The following is a 25494-nucleotide window of genomic DNA, read 5'->3' on the forward strand; positions in this document are numbered from 1 at the left end:
GCCGGTCAGGGGTCGCCGTCAGGCGATCAGCTGACGAAGCCGGCGATCACGAACAGCGCCAGTACCGCCAGCCACACCAGCAGGCTGCGCCAGACCAGGCTCATGGCGTCGCGCAATTCGGGCAGCTCCGCGCTGGCCAGGGTCGCGTTGCCGTTGTCCTCGGCGTAGTCGGCGGCCTCTTCGGCCAGCTCGATCTTCACGCTCGCGCGCGCGATCGCACCCAGGAAACGGTTGTCCAGACTCAGCGCGGCGCCGCCGGATTCGCGCCAGGCGCCCAGCACGGTGTCGAAATTGCCGACCAGGGCCATCGCCAGGGTCAGCAGCTGCGCCACCGGCCATTCCAGGATCGCCAACAGCGTGCGCGCGCCCACGGCGGTTTCGCCGGGCAATTCCTGCGCGCCCTCGCCTTCGGCCGCCAATTCGGTCAGGCGGTACAACACCGCGCCGAACGGACCCAGCACCAGGAACCAGAACAGCACGCCGAACCAGCGCCGCAACGCGTTGCGGAACACCGCCTCGACCAGCGAACCGCCGTCCAACGAAGGCGTCGCGCCCTGCGGCCACAGCCGCGAGGCGGCTTCGCGGCGCGAGGCCGCATCCGGCGCGGCGACGATCGCGTCCACGTCCAGATCCAGATCGCGCGGGCCCCAGACGTAGAACAGCACCGCGATCCCGAACACCAGGCCGGCCAGCCCGTACAGCGGCTCGTCCAGGGCCAGTTGGAACAGGCCCACCGCCAGCAGCGGCGGCACCAGCGCCAGTGCGATGCCCCAGCGGCCGCGCCAGATGCTGTCTTCGGGAAAACGCGTGCCCAGCCATCGCAGCCAATCGGCGTACCAGCCGTAGTGCCGCACCGAGGCCGCCAGCGACTGCGCGAGGTGGCCGAGCACGAGCGCGACGACGGCGGCGATCAGCGTTTCTGACATTGCGTCCCGGCTCCCGGCGTGGCCAATCCGATGAAGGTGTCCGTTGTATGCGTGGGCGGCGCGCGCCTGGCGCGTACCGCCGTCATGGCCGAACCGGCCATCCGGCAGAACGCTCTGCAACGTCCGCCAGCGCCGATTCTACCGTGGCTCAACGCGTAGCACGTGCCTCGGCGGCCGCCAGCCACTGATCGATCAGCCAGCGCGAGATCGAAATGCTGGGCGAGAGCAGGGGCCCCTGGTCGTCCTCGTGCGGCGGACGCTCGCCGCGGGCCTGGGCCTCGCGGACTTCCTGCGCGGTGAACCAGCGCGCTTCTTCCAGCTCGTCGCCGACCTGCGGCTCGTCCGGGCCGGCCTCGGCGAAGAAGCCCAGCATCAGCGCGCCCGGGAACGGCCACGGCTGCGAGCCCAGGTAACGGCAGCGCTGCACGCGCACGCCGGCCTCCTCGAACACTTCGCGCGCGACCGTCTGCTCCAGCGATTCGCCGGGCTCGACGAAGCCGGCCAGCACCGAATAGCGACGCGCCGGCCAGCCGGTCTGGCGGCCCAACAGCAGGCGCTCGCCGTCGCTGACGGCGACGATCACGGCCGGATCGGTGCGCGGATAGTGCTCGGCGCCGCATTGCGCGCAGCGGCCTTGCCAGCCGCCGCGCGAAAACCCGACTTCGCCGCCGCAGACGCCGCAGTGGCGGTTGCGCGTGCGCCAATGCTGCAGCGCGCGCGCCTGCGCGAACACGCTGGCGTGCAGCGCCGGCCAATGCGCGGCGGCGTTGCGCAGATCGACCCGGCGCGGCGCTTCGAACGCGGCCAGCGCCGACTCCAGCGCGAACCAGCCGCCGCCGTCGGGCGCCAGGCCCAGGAACACGGCCGCCCCGATTCCGCCGGGACCGGCGCTGAGTTCGGCGCCGCTGGGCGCGAGTAATTGTCCGTCGTCGTCGGCCAGGGCCTGACCGGACTCGTCCAGCAGGATCACCCGCGCCTGCGGCCACAGCGCGGTCAGCGCTTCGGGCTGGTCGCGCAGGTGGTCGGCACGGTCCAAGGCTGCGCGCACGGCGGCATCGCTGCCGGCTTCGACGAAGGCGTAAGGCGCGCGCTCGGGTTGGTCGGCGGCGTCGCTCACACCGCGAACGAGGAGCCGCAACCGCAGGTGGTCTTGGCGTTCGGATTGCGGATCACGAACTGCGCACCGTGCAGGCTTTCGGTGTAATCGACCACCGCGCCCATCAGGTACTGCAGGCTCAGCGGATCCACCAGCAGGGTGACGCCGTCGGTCTGCACGGCGAGGTCGTCCTCGCCCTGCTGCTCGTCGAATTCGAAGCCGTACTGGAAGCCCGAACAGCCGCCGCCCTGGATGTAGACGCGCAGCTTGAGCGCGGCATTGCCTTCCTCCGCGATCAGCTCGCGGACCTTGGTCGCCGCCGAGGCGGTGAAATCCAGCGGGCGCTCCAGCGACTGGTAGTCCGGCGCCGTGGGCAGGGCAGTGATCGTTTCCATCCCTCCAGGATGGGGGGCGAAGGCCCCGCATTCAAGCTCGCGGATCGAACGCTGCGGTTGATCGTTGCTGCTATCGCGGCGCGGCGGACCTCGACTTGAGGGGCTTGCGCGGTCTGGCGCGGTCGCAATTCGGTCGAAACTCGCCAGTCGTCATTCGTCATTCCCGCATAGGCGGGCTGCGCTTCCGCGGGAATCACGGACAAAAGCGATCGCGCATCGGGGTTTCCGCCGAGCCAATTAACCCACCCCTACTCCGCCGTCGTCGCCCCGCTGCCCTCGCGCGTAGCCTCGGCCCAGGTGAACGACTGCTCCATCGCCGCGCCGCTTTGCGGGGTCAGGCGCACGACCACCCGCACCGGGGTCACGCCCGCGGGCAGGAACAGGTCGCCTTCGATCTGCTGGAAGTACTTGAACGAATACGCCAGGCCCGGCGCATTGGGCTGCTGGCGCAGATCGTCCCAGGCCAGCTTCTGCAGCTTGCCGCCGCGGCTGCCTTCCAGGGCCACGGTCAGGCGGCCGGCGCTGACCGCGCCGCGGTTGAGGTTCTGGGTCAGGGTGCTGGTGAAATGCCAGGCCCCGCCGTTCTGGGGCTGCACCCGCAGTGCGTGCACGGCCAGGCCGCGGCGTTGCGCGGTGGAGCCGACCAGGCGTTCGTAGAAGGCGACGTCGGCGCGCAGGCCGGCGATTTCCTCGTCGCGCTCGGACAGGGTGCCCTGCAGGTCGCGGTTGGCCTCGCGGCTGATCTGATCCGATCGGCTCAGCGTGGTCACGCGCTGGCGCAGTTGCTCGAGCTCGGCGTGTTCGGCGCGCGCGTCGCGCGCCGCGTCGGAGCCGGCCGGCGCCGCGGGCGGCGGCGGCGACCAGGCGCGCCACAGGCCCCAGGCGCCGAACGCGAGCACGGCGGCCATCGCCACGCCGGCGGCGTAGCGCCAGTGGCGGGGCGCGTTCTGGGGACTGCGCGGTTCGGATTCGGCCATGCCCCATTAATAGGGCGCGGCGCGGGCCGGCGCAATCTCCCCTCAGTCGGCCAGGGCGTGCGCGGTCACCGGAGCTTCAGCGCCCGCGCGCGGCGCGCCGGCGGTGTCGGAATGGATCAGGCGGCCGGTCAGCATCGAGCCGGCGATCATCTCGACCACCTTGTAATGGACGTTGCCCAGCACGCGCGCCTTGGCCGCCAGCTCGACGCGCTCGGCGGCGTAGACGTCGCCGGTGAGCTCGCCGTTGATGATCACCACCGGCGCATGCACCTCGCCCTCGATGCTGCCGTTCTCGGCCAGGGTCAGCACGGCCGGCTGGCCCGGCTCGGCCACGATCTTGCCGACGATGCGGCCTTCGATGTACAGGCCGCCGCTGAACTGCAGGTCGCCGCGCATCACTACCTGCGGGCCGATCATGGTATCGACCTGGCCGGCCGCGAGCTGGGTGGGTTTGTTCTTGAACATGCTTAGGTTTCCCCGGTGACGGTAGCGCCGCTGCGCCAGTCGAACGCCTGCTCCACCGAGGCGTCCCCGCCTCGCAGCGACACGCGTACGCGCTGCGGAGTGAAGCCGGCCGGCAGCATCACGCTGCCGTCGAGCTGCTGGAAGTAGCGGAAAGAATAGTCCTGCGCCGGCGCCGCCGGGCGTTGATGCAGCTCGTCCCAACCGATCGTGGTCAGTTTGCCGTTGCGCACGCCCTCGACCGCGAACTCCAGCCGGCCGGCGCTGACCGCGCCGCGGTTGAGGTTCTGGGTCAGGACGATCATGTAGCGCCAGGTGCCGCCCGCCTCGGGCGAGAACTGGGTCGAGTGCACGTTCAGGCCCTGCGGCTTGCCGGTCGAACCGACCAGACGCTCGTAGAAGGCGACGTCGGCGCGCAAGTCGGCGATCTCTTCCTCGCGATCGGCCAGCGCGCCCTGGATCTGCTTGTTGGCGACCCGGCTGATCTGGTCGGAACGCTGCAAGGTGGCCTCGCGCTGTTCCAGCTGGTCCAGACGGGCCTGGCGCTCGCGCAGGGTCGCGCGCACGGCGTCGAGCTCGGCGCTGACCTTGGGCAGTTGCGGCGCCGCGCGCCAGGTCGCCCAGGCCCAGGCGCCAGCCAGCGACGCCAGCCAAATCGCCGCCACCACGGCCGCGATCAACGGCCGCCGGTCGGGTTGCTGCTGGACGATGACGAAACGGGGCGGTGGTGGCTTGGCCATGCGACGGAGCGGCGGGGGCCGCCGGGTGGTTCTATACTCGGCCGACAAGTCTAGCGGGGTTGCCGCCGTGTCCGATGCGCACCTGTTCGCAATTGGGGTAGTTCTTGCCTGGCTGGCCGGGGTCCGGGTCTACATGACCGTATTCGGGGTCGGCATCGCCGGAGCCCTGGGCTGGCTGGACCTGCCGCAGGCCCTGCAGGCGACCCAGTCGCCGTGGGTGATCGGCGTCTCCGGCGTGCTCGCCGCCACTGAATTCTTCGCCGACAAGATCCCCGGCGTGGACTCGGGCTGGGACCTGCTGCACACCCTGCTGCGGGTGCCGGTCGGCGCCTTCCTGGCCGCCGCCACCCTGTCCCCGGACGGCCAGCTCGGCGCCGGCGCCCTGGCCACCGGCGCCGGCGTGGCCCTGGGCAGCCACCTGCTCAAGGCCGGCTCGCGCGTGCTGCTCAACACCTCGCCCGAACCGGTGACCAACTGGACCGCCTCGGTCGGCGAAGACCTGGCCGTGGTCGGCACCCTGGCCCTGGTGTTCGCCCACCCGTGGATCGCGCTGTCGCTGGTCGCCCTGATCAGCCTGGTCGTCGCCCTGCTGCTGTGGTGGGTCTGGCGCCTGATCTTCCGGCGCGCGCCCAAGGTCAGCGCCGCATAGGGCCGGCTCTAGCCCACCCCGAATCTTCGACCCGTCGCGACAGCTCGGCCTCGCGCATCGAGCTGGATCGGCGCAACGAACTCAGGGCTCACACTTGATCGCGAGGCTCGCGAGCGTCTTGCCCTTCGGCGTCAATTCGACCCAACAGCCGCTGCCTCCGGGATCGACGAACGCCAGGCCTTTCGGATCGTGAGTTGGGCCGGGCAGCATCCGCGACAGATGTTTTCTAGCCTCGGACAGCGGCATGCCGGGACAGACGACGCGCTCGAAACAACTACGCGGATTCGACGAGCGCATGCCTACTACACGGTCATCCTCATCGAGGAAGTACGCCGAACGGTCGTAGTGCAACGTGGCCATGATGTAGCCCTCTTCCGTGGTTCGGCTACGAGGCTTGCCAAGTTTTCGCACGACGTCCTTCTCGAAGCTCCCTACCCCGATCCCCGCGATAGCCAGCCTCGCAGGATCCGCCGCCGTGGCGGCCATGGTGACCGCAGCGCCTATGCCGACGAGCATCAGCCAACGTTTGCCGCGCATTCCCATCGCACCCGTCTCCTTGAGCGGTTGCGGTATTTGACACCAAATAAGACTGTGCCGGGAAACGCCCGGGCTAACACTCCCCGAACACAAAAAAGCCACCGGCGTACCGGTGGCTCGGATGTCTGGCTGGCGACGGTGCGCGCCTGGCGCGCCCGATGGCTGGCTGGATCTTGTGGCCGCGCGCGAGGCGCGGCGACTTACTCTTCGATCTTGGTCAGCAGGTAGTTCTGCTCGCCCAGGCGATCGATCAGCGCCAGCTGGGTTTCGATCCAGTCGATGTGCTCTTCCTCGGAGTCGAGGATGTCGGCGAACAACTGACGGCTGACGTAGTCGCCGACCGCTTCGGCGTGCTTGATGCCGTCGCGCAGCACCGGCAGCGCTTCCAGCTCCAGCGCGAGATCGCAGTTGAGCAGCTCGCGCGGGTTCTCGCCGATGCGCAGCTTGCCCAGGGCCTGGAAGTTCGGCAGGCCGTCGAGGAACAGGATGCGCTCCGACAACTTGTCGGCGTGCTTCATCTCGTCGATCGACTCGTGGTACTCGTGATCGGCCAGTTCCTTCAGACCCCAGTTCTTCAGCATCTTGGCGTGCAGGAAGTACTGATTGATCGCGGTCAGCTCGTTATAGAGCGCCTTGTTGAGGAACTCGATGACCTTGGCGTCGCCCTTCATGGCCGTGCTCCGGCAGTTGCAATGGCGGGCACTCTAGCCCTTTCGCGCAGGCCGTGACGGAACGCGAATCGAGTGCATTTCGCGTACGCGCCGGCGCGGAAAACTTAAGGAGTTCGCGAACGCGCGGCGCTCGCGGGAGACGATCAGGCAGCTTGCTGCAATACCGGCAGCGGCAGATCGCGCAGCGCGCGGGCGCGCTCGAGCAGTTCGGAGGCCATGTCCAGGCAGCTGCCGCAGTTGGCGCCGGCGCCGGTACGCATGGTCAGTTCGGGCACGCTGCGGCAACCGGCCTCGGCGGCCTGGAGGATGTCGCGTTCGGTGACTCCGTTGCAGATGCAGACGTACACGGTGGCGTTGGGCGGGCAGGCAGCCGGATCGGCTGCAGGTCCATTTCGCCAGGAATGCGAATGATTGTCAATTCGACGACGGATCCTGGCCGCCGCGGACGTTCATCCCCGGTTGCCGGGCGCGCGGGCGCTGGCGATTGCGCCCGGGGCCGCCCGCACGCGGGTCCAGCTGAGCGCGCGGGTCCGGACCTGGCGCCGGCACCGCCTGGGCACCGGCGATGCTGCGCGCGAACGGGGCCAGATGGCGCAGGGCGCTGGAATAGACCCCGCGCTTGAACACCACCACGTGTTCGACCGGGTACCAGAAGTCCACCCAGCGCCAGTGGTCGAACTCGGGCTTGTCGGTCAGGTCCAGGCGCAGGTCGGACTCCTGGCCGGTCAGGCGCAGCAGGAACCAGACCTGTTTCTGGCCGATGCAGACCAGCCGGTCGTTGCGCCGGATCGCCCGCTGCGGCAAGCGATAGCGCAGCCAGCCCGGGGTCGCGCCCAGCACTTCGACATGCTGCGGCAGCAGGCCGGTCTCTTCGCGCAGCTCGCGGTACATCGCCTCGAGCGGCGTCTCGTCGGTGTTCATCCCGCCTTGCGGGAACTGCCAGCCGTCGCGATGCACGCGTCGGGCCCAGAACAGGCGGCCGTCCGGGTGCATCAGCACGATGCCGACATTAGGCCTGTAGCCGTCCGGATCGATCACGATGCGGACTCCAAATTCACTGCGACCGACTCTGCCACGGCCCCCGCCCGACGACAAGCCGGCCCGGGACGATTGACGGCACCCGCCCCGGCATGAATAATTCGCGGTTCCCCGTGGCTATGTAGCTCAGCCGGTTAGAGCACAGCACTCATAATGCTGGGGTCGGTGGTTCGAGTCCACCCATAGCCACCATCGTTTCAGGCGCCTGGCGCCGCAGTTCAAGCCCGCCGCCAGCGGGCTTTTTCGTATCCGCCGCCCTCACCAAAGGCCGGATCGCCGACCGCAGCGGCTTGCCGCACAATGACGCCATGAACATCTTCAAGGTCTTTACCCTGGAAGCCGCCCACCGGCTGCCGAACGTGCCGGAAGGCCATAAATGCGCGCGCCTGCACGGCCATTCGTTCCGGGTCGAGGTCCATCTGGACGGCGAACTTGGCGAGCACAGCGGCTGGGTGATGGACTTCAGCGACGTCAAAAAGGCGTTCCAGCCGCTGTACGACCAGCTCGACCACCACTATCTCAACGACATCCCCGGTCTGGACAACCCGACCAGCGAGCGGCTGGCGATCTGGATCTGGGAACGCCTGAAGCCGGCGCTGCCGCTGCTGAGCGAGATCGTGGTCCACGAGACCTGCACCTCCGGCTGCCGCTACCGCGGCTGAGCCCCGCCCGAGCGGCCGAGCCCGCCGCTTTTTCGTCATCGCGCGGTCATCGCCGCGGCCGATCCTGGGCCGCGCCGGACCGCCGCTCACCCTGTAAGTGGTTGATTGCAAAGACCGCATGAACGGTCGGCAACCGCTGGTCGGTTCGATGTTGCAACGCAACAAAAGCAGGATTATGCTGCACCGCACAATCCGGGCATTCCCCCGGCCCGGACCACCCGAATCTCTAGGAGCACGCCATGTACCAGCAGTTCAACGAGCAGTTCGCCGCCGCGACGCGTCAGTTCGCTGACACGGCCGCTCAGGTCAACCGTCTGACCCTCGACAACGCCGAGGCCGTGTTCGGCCTGCAGCTGGCCGCGATCGAAGAGCGCGTCAACGCCACCTTCGCTTTCTTCGGCGAAGCCGCCGAAGCCCGCGACTTCGACAGCCTCAAGACCCTGTGGCCGAAGGCCGCGCAGGTCGCCCGCGAGAACGTCGAGCGCGCCGTCAGCACCGGCCAGGAAGTCTTCGGCCGCACCCTGAAGGCCAACGAAGCCATCGGCGAGCTGACCAAGTCGCAGATCGAGTCGGCCGCCAAGACCACCCAGGCCAACGTCGAGAAGGCCGCCAAGGCCGCGACCAAGGTCGCCGCCAAGTAAGTCGCAAGGTCTCTCTCCTCGTCGTACCCCCGACGGACACGAAACCCGGTAGCGCCAGCTACCGGGTTTTTTGTTGGGCGCGGTTTGGGGGTCGGGTTTGGCAGTAGCGATCCGAGGCATCGAAGACGCGACGCTACGGTTCGGCTTCGGCTCATCGCACGCGATGGCCGAGACCCACGGCGTCAGCGCTCCAGCAGCGCTCTTAAGCCACTGGATCCCCGCCTTCGCGGGGATGACCGCAAAGGGATAACGCGGCTGCCGTTGCCGTTGCATTCAAATCCAAAAGTCACGCACTCGCACGACCAGGCGTAGACCCGAAGGGCGGCGCGCAGGACGCGCGCCGTTTTTCGAATGGACAGGGATGTCCATTCGAAAAATCCCGGCGCAGGCACCGAACTCGCAAGGGAGGGTTGGTCACGCTAGCCCTTCTCTTTGGTTACGTTTGACCGAAGGGAATCCAGACGGACTCTTGGGCTAGCAAGAGAAAGTGACCCGCATGCGCAGCAGGCGGAAGCCTTTGACCTTCGGTCAGAAAAGACGAAGCAACAGCAACAGCAAATCCTCCCCAACCCTCCTTTTACAAAGGAGGGAGCTAGCAGCAAGCTGGCGTTCAGCCGTGCATGAACCTGCGGCTCATTAACCGCATGGCTTCATCCTTTTTCAAAGGACGAAGTCAAAGGCTAAAAGGGAGTTGAGGGCTAAATGCGTAAAGCGACCCAAAGAAAAGCCCGCCGTTCGGCGGGCTTTTCGGTAACAGCGGATCCGGATCAGACCGCAGGCTTGGCCGCTGGCGGCTCGTCGTCATGGCGCACGATCTTCGGCGCCTCGTCGAGCTTGTCGCCCAGCAGGCGACGCACCACCACGTAGAACACCGGAATCAGCAGCACGCCCAGGAAGGTCGCGAAGACCATGCCGCCGATCACGCCCGTGCCGATCGCGTGCCGCGAGTTGGCGCCCGCGCCGGACGAAATGGCCAGCGGGATCACGCCCATGATGAAGGCGAACGAGGTCATCAGGATCGGACGGAAACGCAGCTTGCAGGCCTCGATGGTCGCCTCGCGCAGCGTCTTGCCGGCCTGGCGCTGCTCGATCGCGAACTCCACGATCAGGATCGCGTTCTTCGCCGCCAGGCCGATCACCGTGATCAGGCCGATCTTGAAATAGATGTCGTTGGGCAGACCGCGCAGCAGCGAGAACACCACCGCGCCGAGCACGCCCAGCGGCACCACCAGCAGCACCGCCACCGGCACCGACCAACTCTCGTACAGGGCGGCCAAGCACAGGAACACCACCAGGATCGACAGCGCCATCAGCATCGGCGCCTGATTGCCCGACAGGATTTCCTGGTAGGACTGACCGGTCCAGTCGTAGCCGAAGCCTTCCGGCAGATCGTTGTCGACGATCGCCTGCATCGCGTTCATGGCCTCGCCCGAGCTATGCCCCGGCGCCTGCGAACCCACGATCTCGACCGCCGAATAACCGTTGTAACGGGTCAACGACGGCGAGGCCATGATCCACTTGCTGTGGACCACGTTGGTCAGCGGGATCATCGCGTTGGTGGTGCTGTCGGCCGCGCTGCCGTCGACGTTGGTCGCCGCCGACGGGTTGGGCGTGTAGAACCGGGCCAAGGCTTCCGGACCGGTGCGGTACTGCGCATCGGCCTGCATGGTCACGCGCTTGATGCGGCCGTTGTCGACGAAGTCGTTGACGTACACCGGCGCCAGCATCAGCTGGATCGAGCTGTAGATGTCGTTCACCGACAGGCCCATCGCCTGCGCCTGCACACGGTCGACGTCGAGCTTGAGCTGCGGCGAGTCTTCCTGTGTGTTCGGACGCACGCCGACCAGCGCCTGGTTCTTGCCGGCGTTGCCGAGCAGGATGTTGCGGGCCTCGGTCAGCGCCTCGCGGCCCTTGCCGCCGCGGTCCTGCAGGTACATGTCGAAGCCGCCGAACGAGCCCAGGCCGCTGACGGTGGGCAGGTTGATCACGAAGATCTGGGCGTCGCGGATGCCGCTCAGGGTGCCGTAGGTGGTCTGGATGAAGGTGCTTGCGTCGACCTTGCGCTCGTCCCAGGGCTTCAGACGGATGAAGGCCATGCCCATGTTCTCGCCCTGGCCGACGAAGCTGAAGCCGGCCACTTCCATCATGCCGTCGTAGCCTTCCTGCTTCTCCAGGGCCTTGCGCATATCGTCGAACACGGCCTGGGTGCGGCGCATGGTCGCGCCCGGCGGCAACTGCACCAGCGCCAGCGCGTAGCCCTGGTCTTCTTCCGGCAGGAAGCTGCCCGGCAACTTGGTGAACAGGAAGCCGCACAGCACCGCCAGCGCCACGAACACCGCCATCCAGCGCGGCGCGTGCTTGACCGCGCTGCCGATGTGGCCGACGTAGGTGTTGGCGACCTTGTTGTAGACCGTGTTGAAGCCGCGGAAGACGAAGTTCGACTTGTGGTGCTCGGTGGGCTTGAGCATGGTCGCGCACAGCGCCGGGGTGAAGCCCAGGGCGAGGAACGCGGAGAAGCCCATCGCCATGGCGATGGTGATGGCGAACTGCTTGTAGATCTCGCCGGCCGAACCGCCCTGGAAGGCGCTGGGGATGAACACCGCCGCCAGCACCACCGTGATCGCGATGACCGCGCCGCTGATCTGGCTCATCGCCTTGATCGTGGCCTGGCGGGCGTTGAGGCCCTCCTCGGTCATGATGCGTTCGACGTTCTCGATCACCACGATCGCGTCGTCGACCACGATGCCGATCGCCAGCACCATGCCGAACAGGCTGAGCTGGTTGATGGTGAACCCGAGGATATACATGCCCAGGAAGGTGCCCATCAAGGCGATCGGGATCACCAGAGTCGGGATCAGGGTGGCGCGCAGGTTCTGCAGGAAGATCAGCATCACCAGAAACACCAGCGCGATCGCCTCGAGCAGGGTCTTGACGACCTCCTCCACCGAGATCCGCACGAAGGTCGAGGTGTCGTAGGGCGAGAACCACTTCACGCCCTGCGGGAAGCTGGTCTGCAGCTCGTCCATGCGCTTGCGCACCGCCTCGGCCACGCCCAGGGCGTTGGCGCCGGGGCTGAGCAGCACGGCGAAGGCGCCGGTCGGGGCGCCGTTCCAGCGCGCCTCGAAGCCGTAGGACTGCGCACCGATCTTGATCCGGGCGACGTCCTTCAGGCGCACCGTGGTGCCGTCGGCATTGGCGCGCAGGATGATGTTGCCGAACTCCTCGGGCGTGCTGAAACGGCCCTCGGCCGAGACCGTGGCGGTATAGGCCTGTTCCTTCGGCGAGGGCTCGGCGCCGATCGAACCGGCGGCGAACTGCACGTTCTGGCCGCGCACCGAGTTCAGCACCTGGGTGGCCGAGAGGCCGTAACCCTGCAGCTGTTCGGGGTTGAGCCAGATGTTCATGGCGTATTCGCTGCCGAACTGCTGGGTGCTGCCCACGCCGGGCACGCGCGCGATCTGGTCGAGCACGCGCGAACCGATCATGTCGCTGAGCGCGTTGGTGTCCACGCCCGGATTTTCCGAGCGCAGCGCGACCACCATCAGGAAGTTCGAATTCGACTTGGCCACCACCACGCCCTGCCGGGTCACTTCCTCCGGCAGTCGCGGCGTCGCCAGTGCGACCTTGTTCTGGACCTGGACCTGGGCGATGTCGGGATCGGTGCCCGGCGCGAAGGTCAGGGTGATCGAGGAGCCGCCCGAGGCGCTGGACGAGGAACTGAAGTAGTCGAGGTTGTCGATACCGGTCAGCTGCTGCTCGATCACCTGAGTGACCGCGCCCTCGGCGGTTTCGGCGCTGGCGCCGGGGTAGCTGGCCGAGATTCCCACCTGAGGCGGGGCGATGTTGGGATAGGACTCGACGCCGAGATTGAAGATCGCGAGCACGCCGCCCAGCGTGATCAGGATCGCGATGACCCAGGCGAAGACCGGGTGATTGATGAAGAATCTGGACATGGCGTTCGCTCAGTCCTTATTTGGCGGCCGGCGCGGCGGCATCGGGCTTGCCCTTGGCGCCCTCGGGCTGCCACGGCGTGGCCTTGGCCGCCTCGCCCGGAACGGCGCGCTGGATGCCGGAAACCACGACCTGATCGCCCGCGGCCACGCCGCTGCTGATCACCCAATTGCCGCCCTGGCTGCGGTCGGCGGTCACGCCCTTGCGCGCGACTTTGCCGTCCGCGCCCACCACCAGCAGATAGGGACCGCCGGCGTCGCGCTGCAGCGCGGCCTGCGGCACCAGGAAGGCGTTGGCCTGATTGCCCAGAGTGGCCTTCAGGGTCACGTAAGTGCCGGGCAGCAGGGTCTTGTCCGGGTTCGGGATGCGCGCGCGCAGCGCGATCGCGCCGGTGGCCGGATCGACCACGTCGCCGGAGAAATCCATCACGCCCGGGCGCTGATAGACCGTGCCGTCGGGCAGCACCACCTGGACCTGGGTTTCGCCCTGGGCCTGACCGGCCTGGGCGCGGCGGATCTGTTCCAGCTCGGACACGCTGAGCGAGAAGTTCACGTACAGCTGGTCGATCTGATCGACCGTGGTCAGCAGGGTCGCAGTGCCCTGGCCGACCAACGCGCCCTCGGTGACCTGCTGCTTGCCGGCGCGGCCGTTGATCGGCGAGCGCACGGTGGCGTAACCCAGGTTGATGCGCGCGTTGGCCAGCGCGGCCTCGGCCTGCTTCACCGCGGCCGAACCGCTGCGTTCGGCGGCGAGCGCGTTGTCGAGGTCGGAGCGAGAGATGAATTTCTCCGGCGCCAGGCGGCGCGCGCGATCGGCCGCGGCGCGCGCGTTGGCGTAGTTGGCTTCGGCCGAGGCCAGCGAGGCCTGGGCCTGGCCGACTTCGGCCTGCATCTGCGAGGGATCGATCTGGAACAGCACCTGGCCTTCGCTGACGTCGCTGCCTTCGGCGTACACGCGGCGCTGCAATACGCCCGGTACGCGCGCACGCACATCGGCGCTGCGGTAAGCGGCCAGGCGGCCGACCAGATCCTTCTGCAGCGGCACGTTCGCCGGCTGCGCTTTGATCACGCCCAGTTCCGGCGGCGGCGGCGCACCGCCGGCTTGTTCGTCGCCACCACCTCCGCAAGCGGAGAGTGCGAGGGCCAACGCGAAGGCCAGGGCCGCGGAGCGCGGGATCATGATCATGGGAAAGACTCCGGTTCCATCGTTGTCTAGAGCGCGATCGCTCGGTGGTTGCCGCTAATTCCTATACTGAAAAGTCTAGCATTCTGCTACTTGGCCCCACCCCCCATAAGTCACGGGCCCAGCGCCGTCATGCCACCTCGAGCAAGTGCGAAAAACGGCTGGCGTCGGGTTCGGGGGCGTACGGCAGGCGGCCCCAGCACGGTGCGGGCAGACGCTCACGCAGTAAACGGAAATTGTCATCGCGTCGGTCCATATGAGGGTCCATCTCATTGCCGATCCAGCCGACCAGGCGCAGGCCGTCGGCCTCGATCGCACGCGCAGTCAGGCGCGCATGGTTGATGCAGCCTAGCCGCATTCCGACCACCAACACCACCGCCGCGTCCAGTTCGCGCGCCAGCTCGGCCTGGTCCAGGCTCGCCGACAGCGGCGCCGCCCAGCCGCCCACGCCTTCGACCACCACCACCTCGGCCTGCGCGGCTAGGCGCGCGTGCGCGGCCAGCAGCGTCGGCAGCGCGATCTCGACGCCGTCGTCGGCCGCGGCCAGCTCCGGCGCCAGCGGTGCGCGCAAGGCATAGGGATTGATGTCCGCATAGGCGGGCGTGGGCGCGCTGGCCGCCTGCAACAGCAGCGCGTCTTCGTTGCGCAAACCCTCCGGCGTGAGCTCGCAACCGCTCGCGACCGGCTTCATGCCGACCGCGCGCAGCCCGCGCGCGCGCAGTGCATGCAGCAGCGTGGCGCTGGCGACTGACTTGCCGATGCCGGTGTCGGTGCCGGTGACGAAATAACTGCGTGCGCTCAAGCGGCGGCTTCCTTCGATTGATGGGCCAACCATCGGCGATTGCGACGCACGGCGTAGGCCGGCATGACCGCGCCCAAGGCCGCGTACACCCATACCGGCAGCGCCGCGATCAGACCGGGCGCGTTCTCGCCGGGCCAGGCCAGCGCCAGGCCGCTCAGCGCCAGGCTGAGCACCGCGGTGCCGGTGAGGATCCAGTGCAGGCCGATCTCGGTGCCGGTCTCGTAGCGCTCGGCCGCGGTCAAACCCAGTTTGTCGGCGCGTCGCAAGGCGTGCCGGTTGAGCTCGCACACGATCCACGACAACAGGCCGAAGCCCACCGCGTAGACCATGAAGGCGGTCTGCAGGTCGGCGTTCCAATGCGCCGGGTCGATGCCCAACTCGCTCTTGACCCAGCCGCCGGTGAACATCGACATCGCGCTGGAGACCACCATGCGCAGCGGGTAGACGTAGATCATCACCACCAGCACCAGGGCCAGGCTGAGCACGTTGGAGCGCCCATCGTCGAGTCCGTAGCGTCGGCTCCAACGATTGTGCGCGCCCCAGAACAAGGCGAGCAGCACGAAGCAGAACACGAAGGTCGGCACCCGCCGCAGCGCTTCGCGCAGTTCGGCGACGGTGTCGGGCAGTTCGTTGAACAGGATCACCAGCATCGTCAGCGAGAACGCGAACGCGGCGTCGACGAAGCTTTCCAGCCGCGTCACCTGATGGCCGCGTTCGCGGAAGGCGGGCATGGTCGAGCCAGACTCGGTCATCGGCATCCTCGGCAGCGGGCTTGGGGGGGCGGTATCCGGCCATGGTAATGCCCGGGCGTGCCGCTGCTACACTCGCGGTATGTTCGCCGCCAACCCCCTGTCCGGCAGCAAGCCGGAACAATACGACCTGCTCCTGGCCCAGGCACGCGCCCTGATCGAGGGCGAGCGCGACCGTGTCGCCAACGCCGCCAACCTGTCGGCGCTGGTCTATCACGCCCTGCCGGACCTCAACTGGGTCGGCTTCTACTTCTACGACGGCCGCGAGCTGGTGGTCGGGCCGTTCCAGGGCCTGCCGGCCTGCATCCGCATCCCGCTCGACAAGGGCGTGTGCGGCGCGGCGGCCTCCAGCGGCCAGACCCAGCGCATCGCCGACGTGCACCGCTTCCCGGGCCACATCGCCTGCGATTCGGCGTCGAACTCCGAACTGGTGGTGCCTTTGTCCTTGAACGGCGAATTGATCGGCGTGTTCGATCTCGATAGCCCCAAGCTCGACCGCTTCGACGCCGACGATCAGCGCGGCCTGGAAGCGATCGCCCAGGCCTTCGTGGAGTCGCTGCGATGACCGCGGCCAAGCTGCGCAACATCGGCCCCAAGAGCGCGGCCTGGCTGCGCCAGGTCGGCCTACGCTCGCACGAGGACATCGCCGCGATCGGCACGGTCGAGGCTTTCATGCGGGTCAAGCGCGCGGGCTTCAAACCGACGCTCAACCTGCTGTACGCGATCGAGGGCGCCCTGCTGGACTGCCATTGGCAGGAGATCCCCGACCAACGTCGCAACGAACTGATCGCCGCCGCCGAGGCCGCCACCGCCCTGCTGCCCGCGCCGCGCAACCGCCCGGCCGCCGGCCCGGTGCGCACCACCGTGCTGACCGAGGACACCGTGGCGATGCCGCCGTCCTACGACGACGGTTTCGACGACGAGCCTGCGGGCGAAGGCCGCGACGAGGCGGAAGAGCGGGAGTAAGGCGGTCCTGTGTTCCGCTTTGCGGCGCGGATTAGCGGCGCTTGGTTACGCCCCCGACCTGGCTTTCCCTGCTCCCAACAGTGGGAGGCGGTGCCCCGTTCGGCAGGCTCAGGACGGGCTGCGGACCGGATGAAGAGCCGGGATGAAGTTGGAGCTGCGCGCTCTGCGCCGGGCCCTCACCCCAACCCCTCTCCCGCGAGCGGGAGAGGGGCTCGCAACGCTGGCTCTTGATCTTCCCCTTCCCGCTTGCGGGAGAGGTTCTTGATCTCCCCTTCTCCCGCTTGCGGGAGAAGGTGCCCGCAGGGCGGATGAGGGCGCGCGGCGGGGTTCAAGCAACGCATCCGCATCGGCCCTCACCCCAACCCCTCTCCCGCGAGCGGGAGAGGGGCTTGNGGGTGAGGTGGGAGCTTGCGGCTTGCGGCGCGCCCTCACCCCACCCCCTCTCCCGCGAGCGGGAGAGGGGCTCGCAACGCTGGCTCTTGATCTTCCTCTTCCCGCTTGCGGGAGAGGTTCTTGATCTCCCCTTCTCCCGCTTGCGGGAGAAGGTGCCCGCAGGGCGGATGAGGGCGCGCGGCGGGGTTCAAGCAACGCATCCGCATCGGCCCTCACCCCAACCCCTCTCCCGCGAGCGGGAGAGGGGCTCGCAACGCTGGCTTTTGATCTTCCCCTGCCTGCTTGCGGGAGAGGTTCTTGATCTSCCCTTCTCCCGCTTGCGGGAGAAGGTGCCCGCAGGGCGGATGAGGGCGCGCGACGAGGTTCAAGCAACGCACTCGCGCCGGCCCCTCACCCCAACCCCTCTCCCGCGAGCGGGAGAGGGGCTCGCAACGCTGGCTCTTGATCTTCCTCTTCCCGCTTGCGGGAGAGGTTCTTGATCTCCCCTTCTCCCGCTTGCGGGAGAAGGTGCCCGCAGGGCGGATGAGGGCGCGCGGCGGGGTTCAAGCAACGCANCCGCTTGCGGGAGAGGTTCTTGATCTCCCCTTCTCCCGCTTGCGGGAGAAGGTGCCCGCAGGGCGGATGAGGGCGCGCGGCGGGGTTCAAGCAACGCACTCGCGCCGGGCCCTCACCCCAACCCCTCTCCCGCGAGCGGGAGAGGGGCTCGCAACGCTAGCTTTTGATCTTCCCCTGCCTGCTTGCGGGAGACGTTCTTGATCTTCCCTTCTCCCGCTTGCGGGAGAAGGTGCCCGCAGGGCGGATGAGGGCGCGCGACGAGGTTCAAGCAACGCACTCGCGCCGGACCCTCACCCCAACCCCTCTCCCGCAAGCGGGAGAGGGGCTAATGGCCACGGCCCCCCTTAAACCCCCGCTCTTTTGGCCCCAGCGCCCTCGATCGCGTAGACTGCGCGCGCTTCGAGGTGACCCCCGGCATCCGCCGTCAGGGTTGAAACGGGAAGCCGGTGACGCCCCAGCGCTACGACAGCGCGATCGGGCCAGCCCGGCACTGCCCCCGCAACGGTAAGCGAGTCGACCGCGGCAACCGCCACTGTGCTCAGCACGGGAAGGCGCCGCGCACGGGACCCCGGTCCCGGCTCGCGAGTCCGGAGACCGGCCCCGACGCGCGACTGGTTGCGATGCGGAGGGCGTCGCGGCGGCGACCGTCGGCGCGTTCAGCGCCCGCATTCGCGGCCCCTCTCTCCTCGCGACTCCCTCGATCGACGGCGCGGCTCCACCGCCGCGCCCCTGGAGTTTGCTCATGCGTGTTCCCAAGCTGTCCCTGGCCATCGCCGCCGCCCTCGCCCTGCCCGCTCTCGCGCAGGCGCAGCCGAACGACGACGCCACCGATCTGGACGATGTCGTCGTCACCGCGACCCGCACCGCGATCAGCGCCAACGACGCGCTGTCGCCGGTCGAGGTGATCACCCACGACGACATCGCGCGCAGCCAGGCGCGCTCGCTGCCCGACCTGCTGCGCGGCCGCGCCGGCATTTCGATCGGCAACCAGGGCGGCCTGGGCAAGCTGACCACGCTGTCGCTGCGCGGCAGCGAGACCGACCACGTGCTGGTCCTGGTCGACGGCATCCGCATCGGCTCGGCGACCTCCGGCCTGGCTTCGTTCCAGGACCTGCCGGTCGCCCTGATCGACCGCATCGAAATCGTGCGCGGCCCGCGCTCCAGCCTGTACGGCGCCGACGCGATCGGCGGCGTGATCCAGATCTTCACCCGCCGCGACCGCGACGCCGTCGCCCCGCGCGCCAGCGTCACCGTCGGCAGCCACGGCGGCCGCGAAGCCAGCGCCGGCATCGGCGGCCGCGTCGGCCGCGGCTGGTTCGGCGCCGACGCCGCCTACCAGCGCACCGACGGCATCAATGCCTGCGACGGCTCCAGCACCCTGTTCGCCGGCTGCTTCACCGAAGAGCCCGACCGCGACGGCTACCGCAACCGCTCGCTGTCGCTGCGCGGTGGCTTCGATGCCACCGACACCCTGAGCTTCGAAGGCCATGTGCTGCGCGCCGAAGGCGAGAACGAGTACGACGGCAGCTTCGTCAACTACTCCGAGATCGTGCAGCAGGTGGTCGGCGCCAAGGGCACCTGGCGTCCTTCCGAAAACCTGCGCCTGCAGGTCAGCGCCGGCCGCAATCGCGACGAGTCCGACAACTTCCTCGGCAACGTGCCCAACGGTTACTTCGCCACCAACCGCGACAGCTTCACCGTGCAGACCGACTACGGCGTCGGCGAAGGCCAGCTGCTGAGCGTGGGCTTCGACTGGCTGCGCGACCACGCCGACAGCGACACCGCCTACGACAAGAACGAGCGCGATAACCGCGCCGGCTTCGTCCAGTACCAGGGCCGCTTCGGCGCGCAGTCGATCGAGGCCAGCCTGCGCCGCGACGACAACGACCAGTTCGGCGGCCACACCACCGGCAGCATCGCCTGGGGCCTGGGCTTCGCCGAACACTGGCGTCTGACCGCGGGCTACGGCACCGCCTTCAAAGCCCCGACCTTCAACGAGCTCTACTACCCGTTCTTCGGCAACCCGGCGCTGCGCCCGGAAGAGTCCAAGACCTGGGAGCTTGGCCTGGCCTACCGCGGCGAGCGCTTCAACGCGCGCATCGACGGTTTCAGCACCCAGGTCGACGACCTGATCGCCTACGACGCCGCGATCTTCCTGCCCAACAACATCGAGCGCGCGCGTGTGCGCGGCGCCGAGATCGGCATCGACACCACCGTCGCCGATTGGGCCGTGGCCGCCAGCGCCAGCTTCCTCGACAGCGAGAACCGGGTCGGCTTCTACGCCGGCAACGATCTGCCGCGTCGCGCCAAGCGCAGCGCGCGCGTCGACATCGACCGCGCCTTCGGCGACTTCCGCTTCGGCGTGACCGCGGTCGGTTCCAGCGCGCGTTACGACGACGTCGCCAACAGCCGCCGCGTCGGCGGCTACGGCACCCTGGACCTGCGCGCCGAATACGCGCTCACCGCGGCCTGGTCGCTGCAGGCGCGCGTGGCCAATGTCTTCGACCGCGACTACGAGACCATCTCGTTCTACAACCAGCCCGGTCGCGAATGGTTCCTGACCTTGCGTTACGCACCGGCCCGCTGAGCCGGACGCGCGTTCAAGCTCTCGAAAGCCCGGCTCCGCCGGGCTTTCTTTTGCGGCGAGCCGGGCGGTGGGCGGGCTCGCGTCTGCCGCGGCGCTGCGAGGCCACGGACCGTCCGACCCGGCGCGCCGTACCGTGCCCAAACCCTCACGGATCCACTAATTAAGTGACATTACTGAGCGCTCCGATCGGGTGCGGATCGGGCGCGCCCCCTGCGAAGGTCCAATCGGATCCCCGGTCGGAGGGCGTACGATAGCCGCAGCGGACCGGCGCCACGCCACGCATCGGCGCACCCAGCTCCGCCCACTCACCGCAGCGGCAGACAGCCTCATGAGCGACGTCAGCGCACGCGCCCTGGACTTGTTCGACGACTATATCGAGATGCCTCCGGCGCAGCGCGAACGCGCGCTCGCGGAGCTGTCCACGCGCGACCCCGAACTGTATCGCGCGCTGCAGGCCCTGCTGGATTCCGATGCGAATGCCGACAGCAGCCTGCTGGACCGTTCGCCGGCGGCGCTGGTGGAGCAGCGGCGCGCCCGCGAAAGTCGCGATCAAGCCGATGCCGGACCCGATCCTCGCCTCGGCACTCGCCTGGGGCCCTGGCGCATCGAGCGCCTGATCGCGCGCGGCGGCATGGGCAGCGTGTACGAAGCTCAGCGCGACGACGGCCAATATCGGCAGCGGGTCGCGCTCAAATGCATCCTCGCCGAGCTGGCGACGCCGGCGCTGATCGCGGCCTTCCGCGACGAACGCAATGTGCTGGCGCGCCTCGACCACCCGGGCATCGCCGCGCTGATCGACGCCGGCGTGGACGACACCGGTCATCCCTGGTTCGCGATGCGTTACGTCGAAGGCATCGCCATCGACACCTGGTGCGACCGCCATCGCGCCAGCGTGCGGCAGCGCGTCGACCTGTTGATCCAGGCCTGCGAAGCGCTGGGCTATGCCCACGCCCAGGGCGTACTGCACCGCGACATCAAGCCATCCAATCTGCTGGTCGACGCCGACGGGCGCGTGCAGCTGGTCGACTTCGGCATCGCCTCCACCTTCGTCGCGTTTGCCGGCGCGGACCGCGAGCAGCTCGCGCTGTCGCGCGAATACGCCGCCCCCGAGGCGCGCGACCACGGCGCCACCGCCCCGGCCACCGACCTGTACGCATTGGGCGTGCTGAGCTACCGCTTGCTGTGCGGGCAATGGCCGACACCGCTGCACGCGCTGCGCGATCTGATGGACGATGCCGGTCCCGGCGAGGCGCTGCCGATGGATCGACTGCTCGATGACGCCGCGCCCGCCGTCGCCGAGCAACGCGGCGTCGCGAACCTGACCGCGCTCAAGCGCCTGCTCGCGGGCGACCTGTCGGCGCTGGTGCGCAAGGCCGTGGCCCTGCGCCCGCAGGACCGCTACGCCAGCATCAACGAATACGCCGAGGACCTGCAGCGTTGGCGCGAGCACCGGCCCTTGGCGATACGCGGCGACGATCTGCTGTACCGGGCCCGCAAGTTCGCGCGCCGCCACCGCCTGGCCGTCGGCGTAGCCGCCGCCGTGGCGATCGCAGGCGCGGTGGGCGCCGGCCTGGCCCTGCGCCAACACCGCATCGCGGTACGCGAAACCCAGGCCACCGCCGCCGTGAGTCGCCTGTTCGCGTCCACCCTGGGCATGGCCACGCTGTCGGGGCTGGGCAGTGCGCCGTTCTCGTCGAAAGCGCTGCTGGACAAGACCGAGCGCGAGCTGCGTGGGCTGCCCTTGGACGAACATCCGTTGCTGCATGCGCGCAGCCTCGCGACCTTGGCGCGCAGCTACGCCGTGCTCGGCGACTATCGCCACGCCCAGCGCCTGGCCGACCAGGCCCAGGTGGCGCTGGGCGACGCGCGCGACGACGAGGGCTCCATCGCGGCCACGCGACTGGCGATGCTCAACAGCCGTGGCCGCTACGCCGAGGCCGAGAAATTGGCCCGCGCCCAATTGGAGAGGATCGGCGACAGCGACGATGCGCACGCACAGTCGATGCGGCTGAGCTTCGGCGCCGAGCTGGCGAAGGCGCAATGGGGACAGGCGGACACCCTCGGCGCGGTCCGGACCATGGACGAGCTGGTGGACCAGGCGCAAAGACTATCCCGCGACCATGAAGAAATCCGCGCAGAGCTTCTGCTTGTGCGTGCGAACTTTCTGCACCGCATGTTGCGTTTCGAAGACGCCGAGGCAGACGCCATCAAAGCCGAGGCGCTGGCGCGGCCGCGCAATCCGATACTCGCCGACGATGCGCTGGATCTGCTGGTAACCATTCTCGGCCGCCGAGGCAAGCCCGATGTACTGAAGCGAGCGCAAGAATTGGCCGCGAACCGTCGCCGCAACCTGGGCCCGAGTCATCCCAAGACGGCGGAGGCCGTGCTCGGCTTGGCCTGGGCGCAATACCCTCACCAGGTGCAGGAAGATATCGAGGGTGCGTTGACGCAACTGGAAGCAAGCCACGGGCGAGATAGTCCGACCTTCGCCATGGCTTTGGGTGGTATATCTTGGGCGATCGCACGCGACGATAAAGACAACGTGCGCCTGCTGCGCGAAGCACTAAGCACTCTGCAACGCACCGCGGGCCCGCAGGCCGAGCAGACTATCGCGCTCAAAGGAAACCTTGGCGCGGCCCTGATCAGTCTGTCCGGCGTCCAGCGCACTCCGCGCGACGTCGCCGAAGGTATCGAGCTTTTGCGACAGACCATTGAGGAGAAGCGTCGGTCGGGCATTGCCGCGCCGTACGAGCGGAGCCTGCTGGTTTCCACCATTCTGGCCGACGGCGACATTTCGCGCCTGGCCGAGGCCCAGCGTCAGGTCGACGAAAGCTTGCGCGAGGCTGAGCGCTACTACGGCGGGCCTCACGATCTCCTATTGCAGGACTTGAGCCAACTGGGGGACCAACTGCTATACGTGCGCGGAGAGCGCGAGCAAGCGGATCGTCGTTTCGCGCAGCGCATCGAAGACAACCGCGCCTTCCTGGACAGGAAACTCCTCGAACGCACCAGTGAGGATTACTTGCGCGCTCACTTTCTTAATCGAGCCTTGGTCTTTCGGGCGCTACACGCGCATGAAACCTGCCGAAGAATAGATGCCGCGGCACATTTGGATCGTGCCTTGCGTTTTGACGAGCGCGTACTGGATCGCGACGATCCCATCACACTGACGGTTCGCGGTTACCGCGATAGCCTGCGAGACCAGGGGTTGATGCTGGATACGACGAACGCTTTGTGGCTATCGAAGTCGGAGACCGAAGCCGTGAATCGGCGTGCGCGTGCCTGCAACAAGGGGTAAAGCGATGATCTCGCACCCAGTGGCTGCCGGCATATTCGCCGCTCGAGCTGGTCGGTGATCGCGAACCAACGCAGCCATTTCCTGTTGGAAACCGCATCACGTTGCGTCCCCATGCTCGCTCGAATTTAACCGATATTGACGGCGGGCCGATCGGCCAAGATGATCCGCTCAACCCTCACGCAGATCGCGCATGAGCAAGACCGGATTGGCCCTGGCCGCACTCTATCTCGCCCTCATCGCGATCTGCCTCGGCTTCGCTTTCGGCGGCAACGGCGATCCCAAGGGCCGGTTCGTATTCCTGCAGTTGCCCATTGCGCCGCAGTTGGCGCTGTTGCAGGCGCTCGGCCTGTCCGCATTAGCGTACGGCCTGCGCGCGCGGACGCCGTCGCGATGAGCGGATCCGACCTGGGGCCGGCCTTGCTGCTGCTGATCGTGCTGGGCCTGGTCGCGTGGCAGGCGCGCGCGCTGCTGCTGGCGAAGGCCTCGGCCGGCTGGCCGCGTGCGCGCGGCCGGGTGCTGAGCGCCTATCTCGACGAAACCCAGCCGGATGAGGATGGCGACGTCACCCATTCGGCGCATGTGCGCTACCGCTATCAGGTCGGCCGGCATCACTACACCTCGACCCGACTGAGCTATCGGCCCACGCGTTACCTGGGTTTTTCCGATGCCGCCGAACTGCTAGACGGCATCGTCCAGGGCCGCGAAGTCGAGGTCAGCTACGATCCGCAACGCCCGCAGCGCGCGGTGCTGGTGCCCGGCAGCTCCACCGCCAATCTGGTGCACCTGCTCCTGGCGGTGCTGCTGTCGCTGTGGCCGCTGTACTACCTGGTCGCCTGATCGCCGCCTGCCCCCCGTCTCGGAGTCGATCGTGCTCGAATTCCTGTTCCAACTGATCGGCGAAGTGGTCCTGCAAGGGGTGCTGGAACTGCTGGTGGACCTGGGTCTGGAACCGTTCCGCCGGAAGCGCGAATCGCCGCCTTACAACCCCTGGTTCACCGCGATCGCTTACGCCTGCCTGGGCGCGCTGGCCGGTGGCGTCAGCCTGTGGCTGCTGCCGGAACTGCTGGTGCGGGACGAAAGCTGGCGAGTGGTCAACCTGATCGCGACGCCGATACTGGCCGGGTTCGCGATGGCCGCATTGGGCGTTTGGCGGGTCAAGCGCGGGCACGTGCAGGTGAGCATCGAGCGCTTCTCCTACGCCTACCTGTTCGCGCTGTGCCTGGCCTTGGTGCGGTTCCACTTCGCCGGCTAGGCCCGGCCTTCAAGCCGCGACGATCACCGCCCGCCGCAGATAGGCCTGGGCCGCGTCGCGGTCGCGCGCGACCTCCTCGCTCAGCCACTCGCGGAACTTGGCGATCTTGCCGCTGCGCTGGCGCGCGCTCGGGTAGGTGAGCCAGAACGCGCGCCCGTCGCCGGCGACGAAATCGTGCGCGGGCACCAGACGGCCGGATTCGAGTTCGTTGCGGAACAGGATGGGCGAGCCGATCGCGATGCCGTGGCCGGCGACCGCGGCGGCGACGTCCAGGTGTTCGGCCGACAGATGGGTGCCGAAGCCGCCGGGCGGGGTCGCGTCGGCGTGGCCCTGGGCGCGGTACCACAGCGCCCACCAATCCGGCCGGCCCAGCAAGGGCACGCTCAAGGGGCGGTGCGGATCGCCGAGTTCGGCCGCGGCCGCGCGCAAGGCCGGCGCGCATAGCGGCATGAAGATCGCGGGAAACAGTTCCATCGCCTGCAGGCCGGGCCAAACGCCGTGGCCGTTGCGGATCGCGAGATCGTAGCGGCCCACGCCCAGGTCCTGCGCGTCGACCGACAGGTCCAGCTCTAACGCGATCTGCGGATGCCGCGCGCGGAAGCGTCCCAGCTTGGGCGTGAGCCAACTGGTGCCCAGCGTCGGCAAGGTGGTCAGCGACAAACGCGATTCGTCGATATCGACCGCGCGCACGAAGCTCGCGCGCAGGGCAGCGAAGGCGGCGATGGCTTCGCGCGCGACCAACTCGCCCGACTCGGTCAGCTCGACCCGGTGCGGGTGGCGCCGGAACAGGGCCACGCCGATCTGCTCCTCGAGCCGGCGTACGTGGTAGCTGACCGAGGCCGCCGTGGTGTCCAGCTCCTGCGCGGCCTTGGCGAAACTGCCCAATCGGGCCGCCGATTCGAAGGCCCGGATCGCGGACAAGGAGGGGAATCGCGGCGACTGGACCATAAGTGTGACTTAGCCTG

Annotated in this window: 23 protein-coding genes, 1 tRNA gene, 2 pseudogenes and 1 riboswitch; of the genes and pseudogenes, 11 read left to right on the forward strand and 15 right to left on the reverse strand. The window is 68.2% G+C overall.

All coding sequences use genetic code 11. From position 1 onward, the window contains the following. Window positions 1-26: 26 nt before the first annotated feature. The 6 genes and pseudogenes from ASE43_RS14215 to ASE43_RS14240 form a co-directional block, all read right to left on the reverse strand. Window positions 27-926: a hypothetical protein gene (locus ASE43_RS14215; protein ID WP_056180401.1), complete on the reverse strand. Its 900-nt coding sequence runs from the start codon at window positions 924-926 to the stop codon at window positions 27-29. Window positions 927-1074: 148 nt separating this feature from the next. After that, a complete protein-coding gene (nudC, locus tag ASE43_RS14220; RefSeq protein WP_057161139.1) occupies window positions 1075-1974 on the reverse strand; it encodes an NAD(+) diphosphatase in 900 nt (299 codons plus the stop codon). Between the two features lie 65 nt (window positions 1975-2039). Further along, window positions 2040-2417, reverse strand: a complete 378-nt coding sequence (erpA, locus tag ASE43_RS14225) for an iron-sulfur cluster insertion protein ErpA (RefSeq protein ID WP_056180404.1) — start codon at window positions 2415-2417, stop codon at window positions 2040-2042. A 248-nt stretch (window positions 2418-2665) separates the two neighbouring features. After that, complete coding sequence (locus ASE43_RS14230; RefSeq protein ID WP_057160930.1) at window positions 2666-3394, reverse strand: DUF6776 family protein; 729 nt, start codon at window positions 3392-3394, stop codon at window positions 2666-2668. Between the two features lie 93 nt (window positions 3395-3487). Beyond that, a pseudogene (locus ASE43_RS14235) lies at window positions 3488-3859 on the reverse strand (polymer-forming cytoskeletal protein); the annotation flags it as partial. A 2-nt stretch (window positions 3860-3861) separates the two neighbouring features. Continuing rightward, window positions 3862-4596: a DUF6776 family protein gene (locus tag ASE43_RS14240; protein WP_057160931.1), complete on the reverse strand. Its 735-nt coding sequence runs from the start codon at window positions 4594-4596 to the stop codon at window positions 3862-3864. 67 nt (window positions 4597-4663) lie between these two features. Between ASE43_RS14240 and ASE43_RS14245 the strand changes: the two genes are divergently transcribed. Continuing rightward, window positions 4664-5245 carry a DUF4126 domain-containing protein gene (locus ASE43_RS14245; RefSeq protein WP_057160932.1) on the forward strand — a complete coding sequence of 194 codons (582 nt, stop codon included), beginning with the start codon at window positions 4664-4666 and terminating at the stop codon, window positions 5243-5245. Between the two features lie 81 nt (window positions 5246-5326). On the opposite strand, the gene ASE43_RS14250 is transcribed toward ASE43_RS14245, so the two are convergent. The 4 genes and pseudogenes from ASE43_RS14250 to ASE43_RS14265 all read right to left on the reverse strand — a co-directional run. Continuing rightward, the gene (locus ASE43_RS14250; protein WP_157499939.1) at window positions 5327-5788 is read right to left on the reverse strand and encodes a hypothetical protein; all 462 of its coding nucleotides are present in this window, start codon (window positions 5786-5788) and stop codon (window positions 5327-5329) included. A gap of 194 nt (window positions 5789-5982) precedes the next feature. Next, window positions 5983-6453: a bacterioferritin gene (gene bfr / locus ASE43_RS14255; protein WP_056180419.1), complete on the reverse strand. Its 471-nt coding sequence runs from the start codon at window positions 6451-6453 to the stop codon at window positions 5983-5985. Window positions 6454-6596: 143 nt separating this feature from the next. Next, window positions 6597-6800 carry a (2Fe-2S)-binding protein gene (locus ASE43_RS14260; protein WP_056180423.1) on the reverse strand — a complete coding sequence of 68 codons (204 nt, stop codon included), beginning with the start codon at window positions 6798-6800 and terminating at the stop codon, window positions 6597-6599. Window positions 6801-7011: 211 nt separating this feature from the next. Beyond that, window positions 7012-7491, reverse strand: a pseudogene (locus ASE43_RS14265) (RNA pyrophosphohydrolase); the annotation flags it as partial. 115 nt (window positions 7492-7606) lie between these two features. Between ASE43_RS14265 and ASE43_RS14270 the strand changes: the two are divergent. The 3 genes from ASE43_RS14270 (at window position 7607) to ASE43_RS14280 (ending at window position 8794) form a co-directional block, all read left to right on the forward strand. Then, window positions 7607-7683 (forward strand) — tRNA-Met (locus tag ASE43_RS14270). Window positions 7684-7799: 116 nt separating this feature from the next. Continuing rightward, entirely contained in the window at window positions 7800-8153 is a 354-nt protein-coding gene (queD, locus tag ASE43_RS14275) for a 6-carboxytetrahydropterin synthase QueD (protein WP_056180428.1), read from the forward strand. Between the two features lie 239 nt (window positions 8154-8392). Continuing rightward, on the forward strand, window positions 8393-8794 hold the full coding sequence (locus ASE43_RS14280) for a phasin family protein (protein ID WP_056180431.1): 402 nt from the start codon (window positions 8393-8395) through the stop codon (window positions 8792-8794). A gap of 767 nt (window positions 8795-9561) precedes the next feature. Here the strand turns inward: ASE43_RS14280 and ASE43_RS14285 are convergent. From ASE43_RS14285 to ASE43_RS14300, 4 genes are all read right to left on the reverse strand, one after another. After that, window positions 9562-12747, reverse strand: coding sequence for a multidrug efflux RND transporter permease subunit (locus tag ASE43_RS14285; protein WP_057160934.1), 3186 nt, complete (start codon window positions 12745-12747; stop codon window positions 9562-9564). 16 nt (window positions 12748-12763) lie between these two features. Next, entirely contained in the window at window positions 12764-13930 is a 1167-nt protein-coding gene (locus ASE43_RS14290) for an efflux RND transporter periplasmic adaptor subunit (RefSeq protein ID WP_082576558.1), read from the reverse strand. A gap of 127 nt (window positions 13931-14057) precedes the next feature. Next, a complete protein-coding gene (gene bioD, locus ASE43_RS14295) occupies window positions 14058-14729 on the reverse strand; it encodes a dethiobiotin synthase (RefSeq protein ID WP_157489462.1) in 672 nt (223 codons plus the stop codon). Next, entirely contained in the window at window positions 14726-15481 is a 756-nt protein-coding gene (locus ASE43_RS14300; RefSeq protein WP_162250666.1) for a TMEM175 family protein, read from the reverse strand. The genes bioD and ASE43_RS14300 overlap by 4 nt, the downstream gene beginning before the upstream one ends. A gap of 79 nt (window positions 15482-15560) precedes the next feature. Between ASE43_RS14300 and ASE43_RS14305 the strand changes: the two genes are divergently transcribed. The 7 genes from ASE43_RS14305 (at window position 15561) to ASE43_RS14335 (ending at window position 24529) form a co-directional block, all read left to right on the forward strand. Further along, window positions 15561-16043, forward strand: coding sequence for a GAF domain-containing protein (locus tag ASE43_RS14305; RefSeq protein ID WP_056180443.1), 483 nt, complete (start codon window positions 15561-15563; stop codon window positions 16041-16043). Then, the gene (locus ASE43_RS22925; RefSeq protein WP_056180446.1) at window positions 16040-16444 is read left to right on the forward strand and encodes a TfoX/Sxy family protein; all 405 of its coding nucleotides are present in this window, start codon (window positions 16040-16042) and stop codon (window positions 16442-16444) included. The genes ASE43_RS14305 and ASE43_RS22925 overlap by 4 nt, the downstream gene beginning before the upstream one ends. A 1333-nt stretch (window positions 16445-17777) precedes the next feature. Further along, window positions 17778-18010, forward strand: a riboswitch (cobalamin riboswitch). A gap of 124 nt (window positions 18011-18134) precedes the next feature. Next, the gene (gene btuB, locus ASE43_RS14315; protein WP_057161140.1) at window positions 18135-19979 is read left to right on the forward strand and encodes a TonB-dependent vitamin B12 receptor; all 1845 of its coding nucleotides are present in this window, start codon (window positions 18135-18137) and stop codon (window positions 19977-19979) included. 190 nt (window positions 19980-20169) lie between these two features. Next, window positions 20170-23277: a serine/threonine-protein kinase gene (locus tag ASE43_RS14320; protein WP_157499942.1), complete on the forward strand. Its 3108-nt coding sequence runs from the start codon at window positions 20170-20172 to the stop codon at window positions 23275-23277. Between the two features lie 190 nt (window positions 23278-23467). Next, the gene (locus tag ASE43_RS14325) at window positions 23468-23671 is read left to right on the forward strand and encodes a hypothetical protein (protein ID WP_057160936.1); all 204 of its coding nucleotides are present in this window, start codon (window positions 23468-23470) and stop codon (window positions 23669-23671) included. Beyond that, window positions 23668-24114 carry a DUF3592 domain-containing protein gene (locus tag ASE43_RS14330; RefSeq protein WP_057160937.1) on the forward strand — a complete coding sequence of 149 codons (447 nt, stop codon included), beginning with the start codon at window positions 23668-23670 and terminating at the stop codon, window positions 24112-24114. Before ASE43_RS14325 ends, ASE43_RS14330 begins: the two co-directional genes overlap by 4 nt. A gap of 31 nt (window positions 24115-24145) precedes the next feature. Further along, window positions 24146-24529 carry a hypothetical protein gene (locus tag ASE43_RS14335; protein WP_056180461.1) on the forward strand — a complete coding sequence of 128 codons (384 nt, stop codon included), beginning with the start codon at window positions 24146-24148 and terminating at the stop codon, window positions 24527-24529. Window positions 24530-24538: 9 nt separating this feature from the next. On the opposite strand, the gene ASE43_RS14340 is transcribed toward ASE43_RS14335, so the two are convergent. Further along, a complete protein-coding gene (locus ASE43_RS14340) occupies window positions 24539-25477 on the reverse strand; it encodes a LysR substrate-binding domain-containing protein (RefSeq protein WP_057160938.1) in 939 nt (312 codons plus the stop codon). Window positions 25478-25494 lie beyond the last annotated feature (17 nt).

Source organism: Lysobacter sp. Root983 (genome assembly GCF_001429345.1).
In the GTDB taxonomy this organism is placed as follows: Bacteria; Pseudomonadota; Gammaproteobacteria; order Xanthomonadales; family Xanthomonadaceae; genus Lysobacter.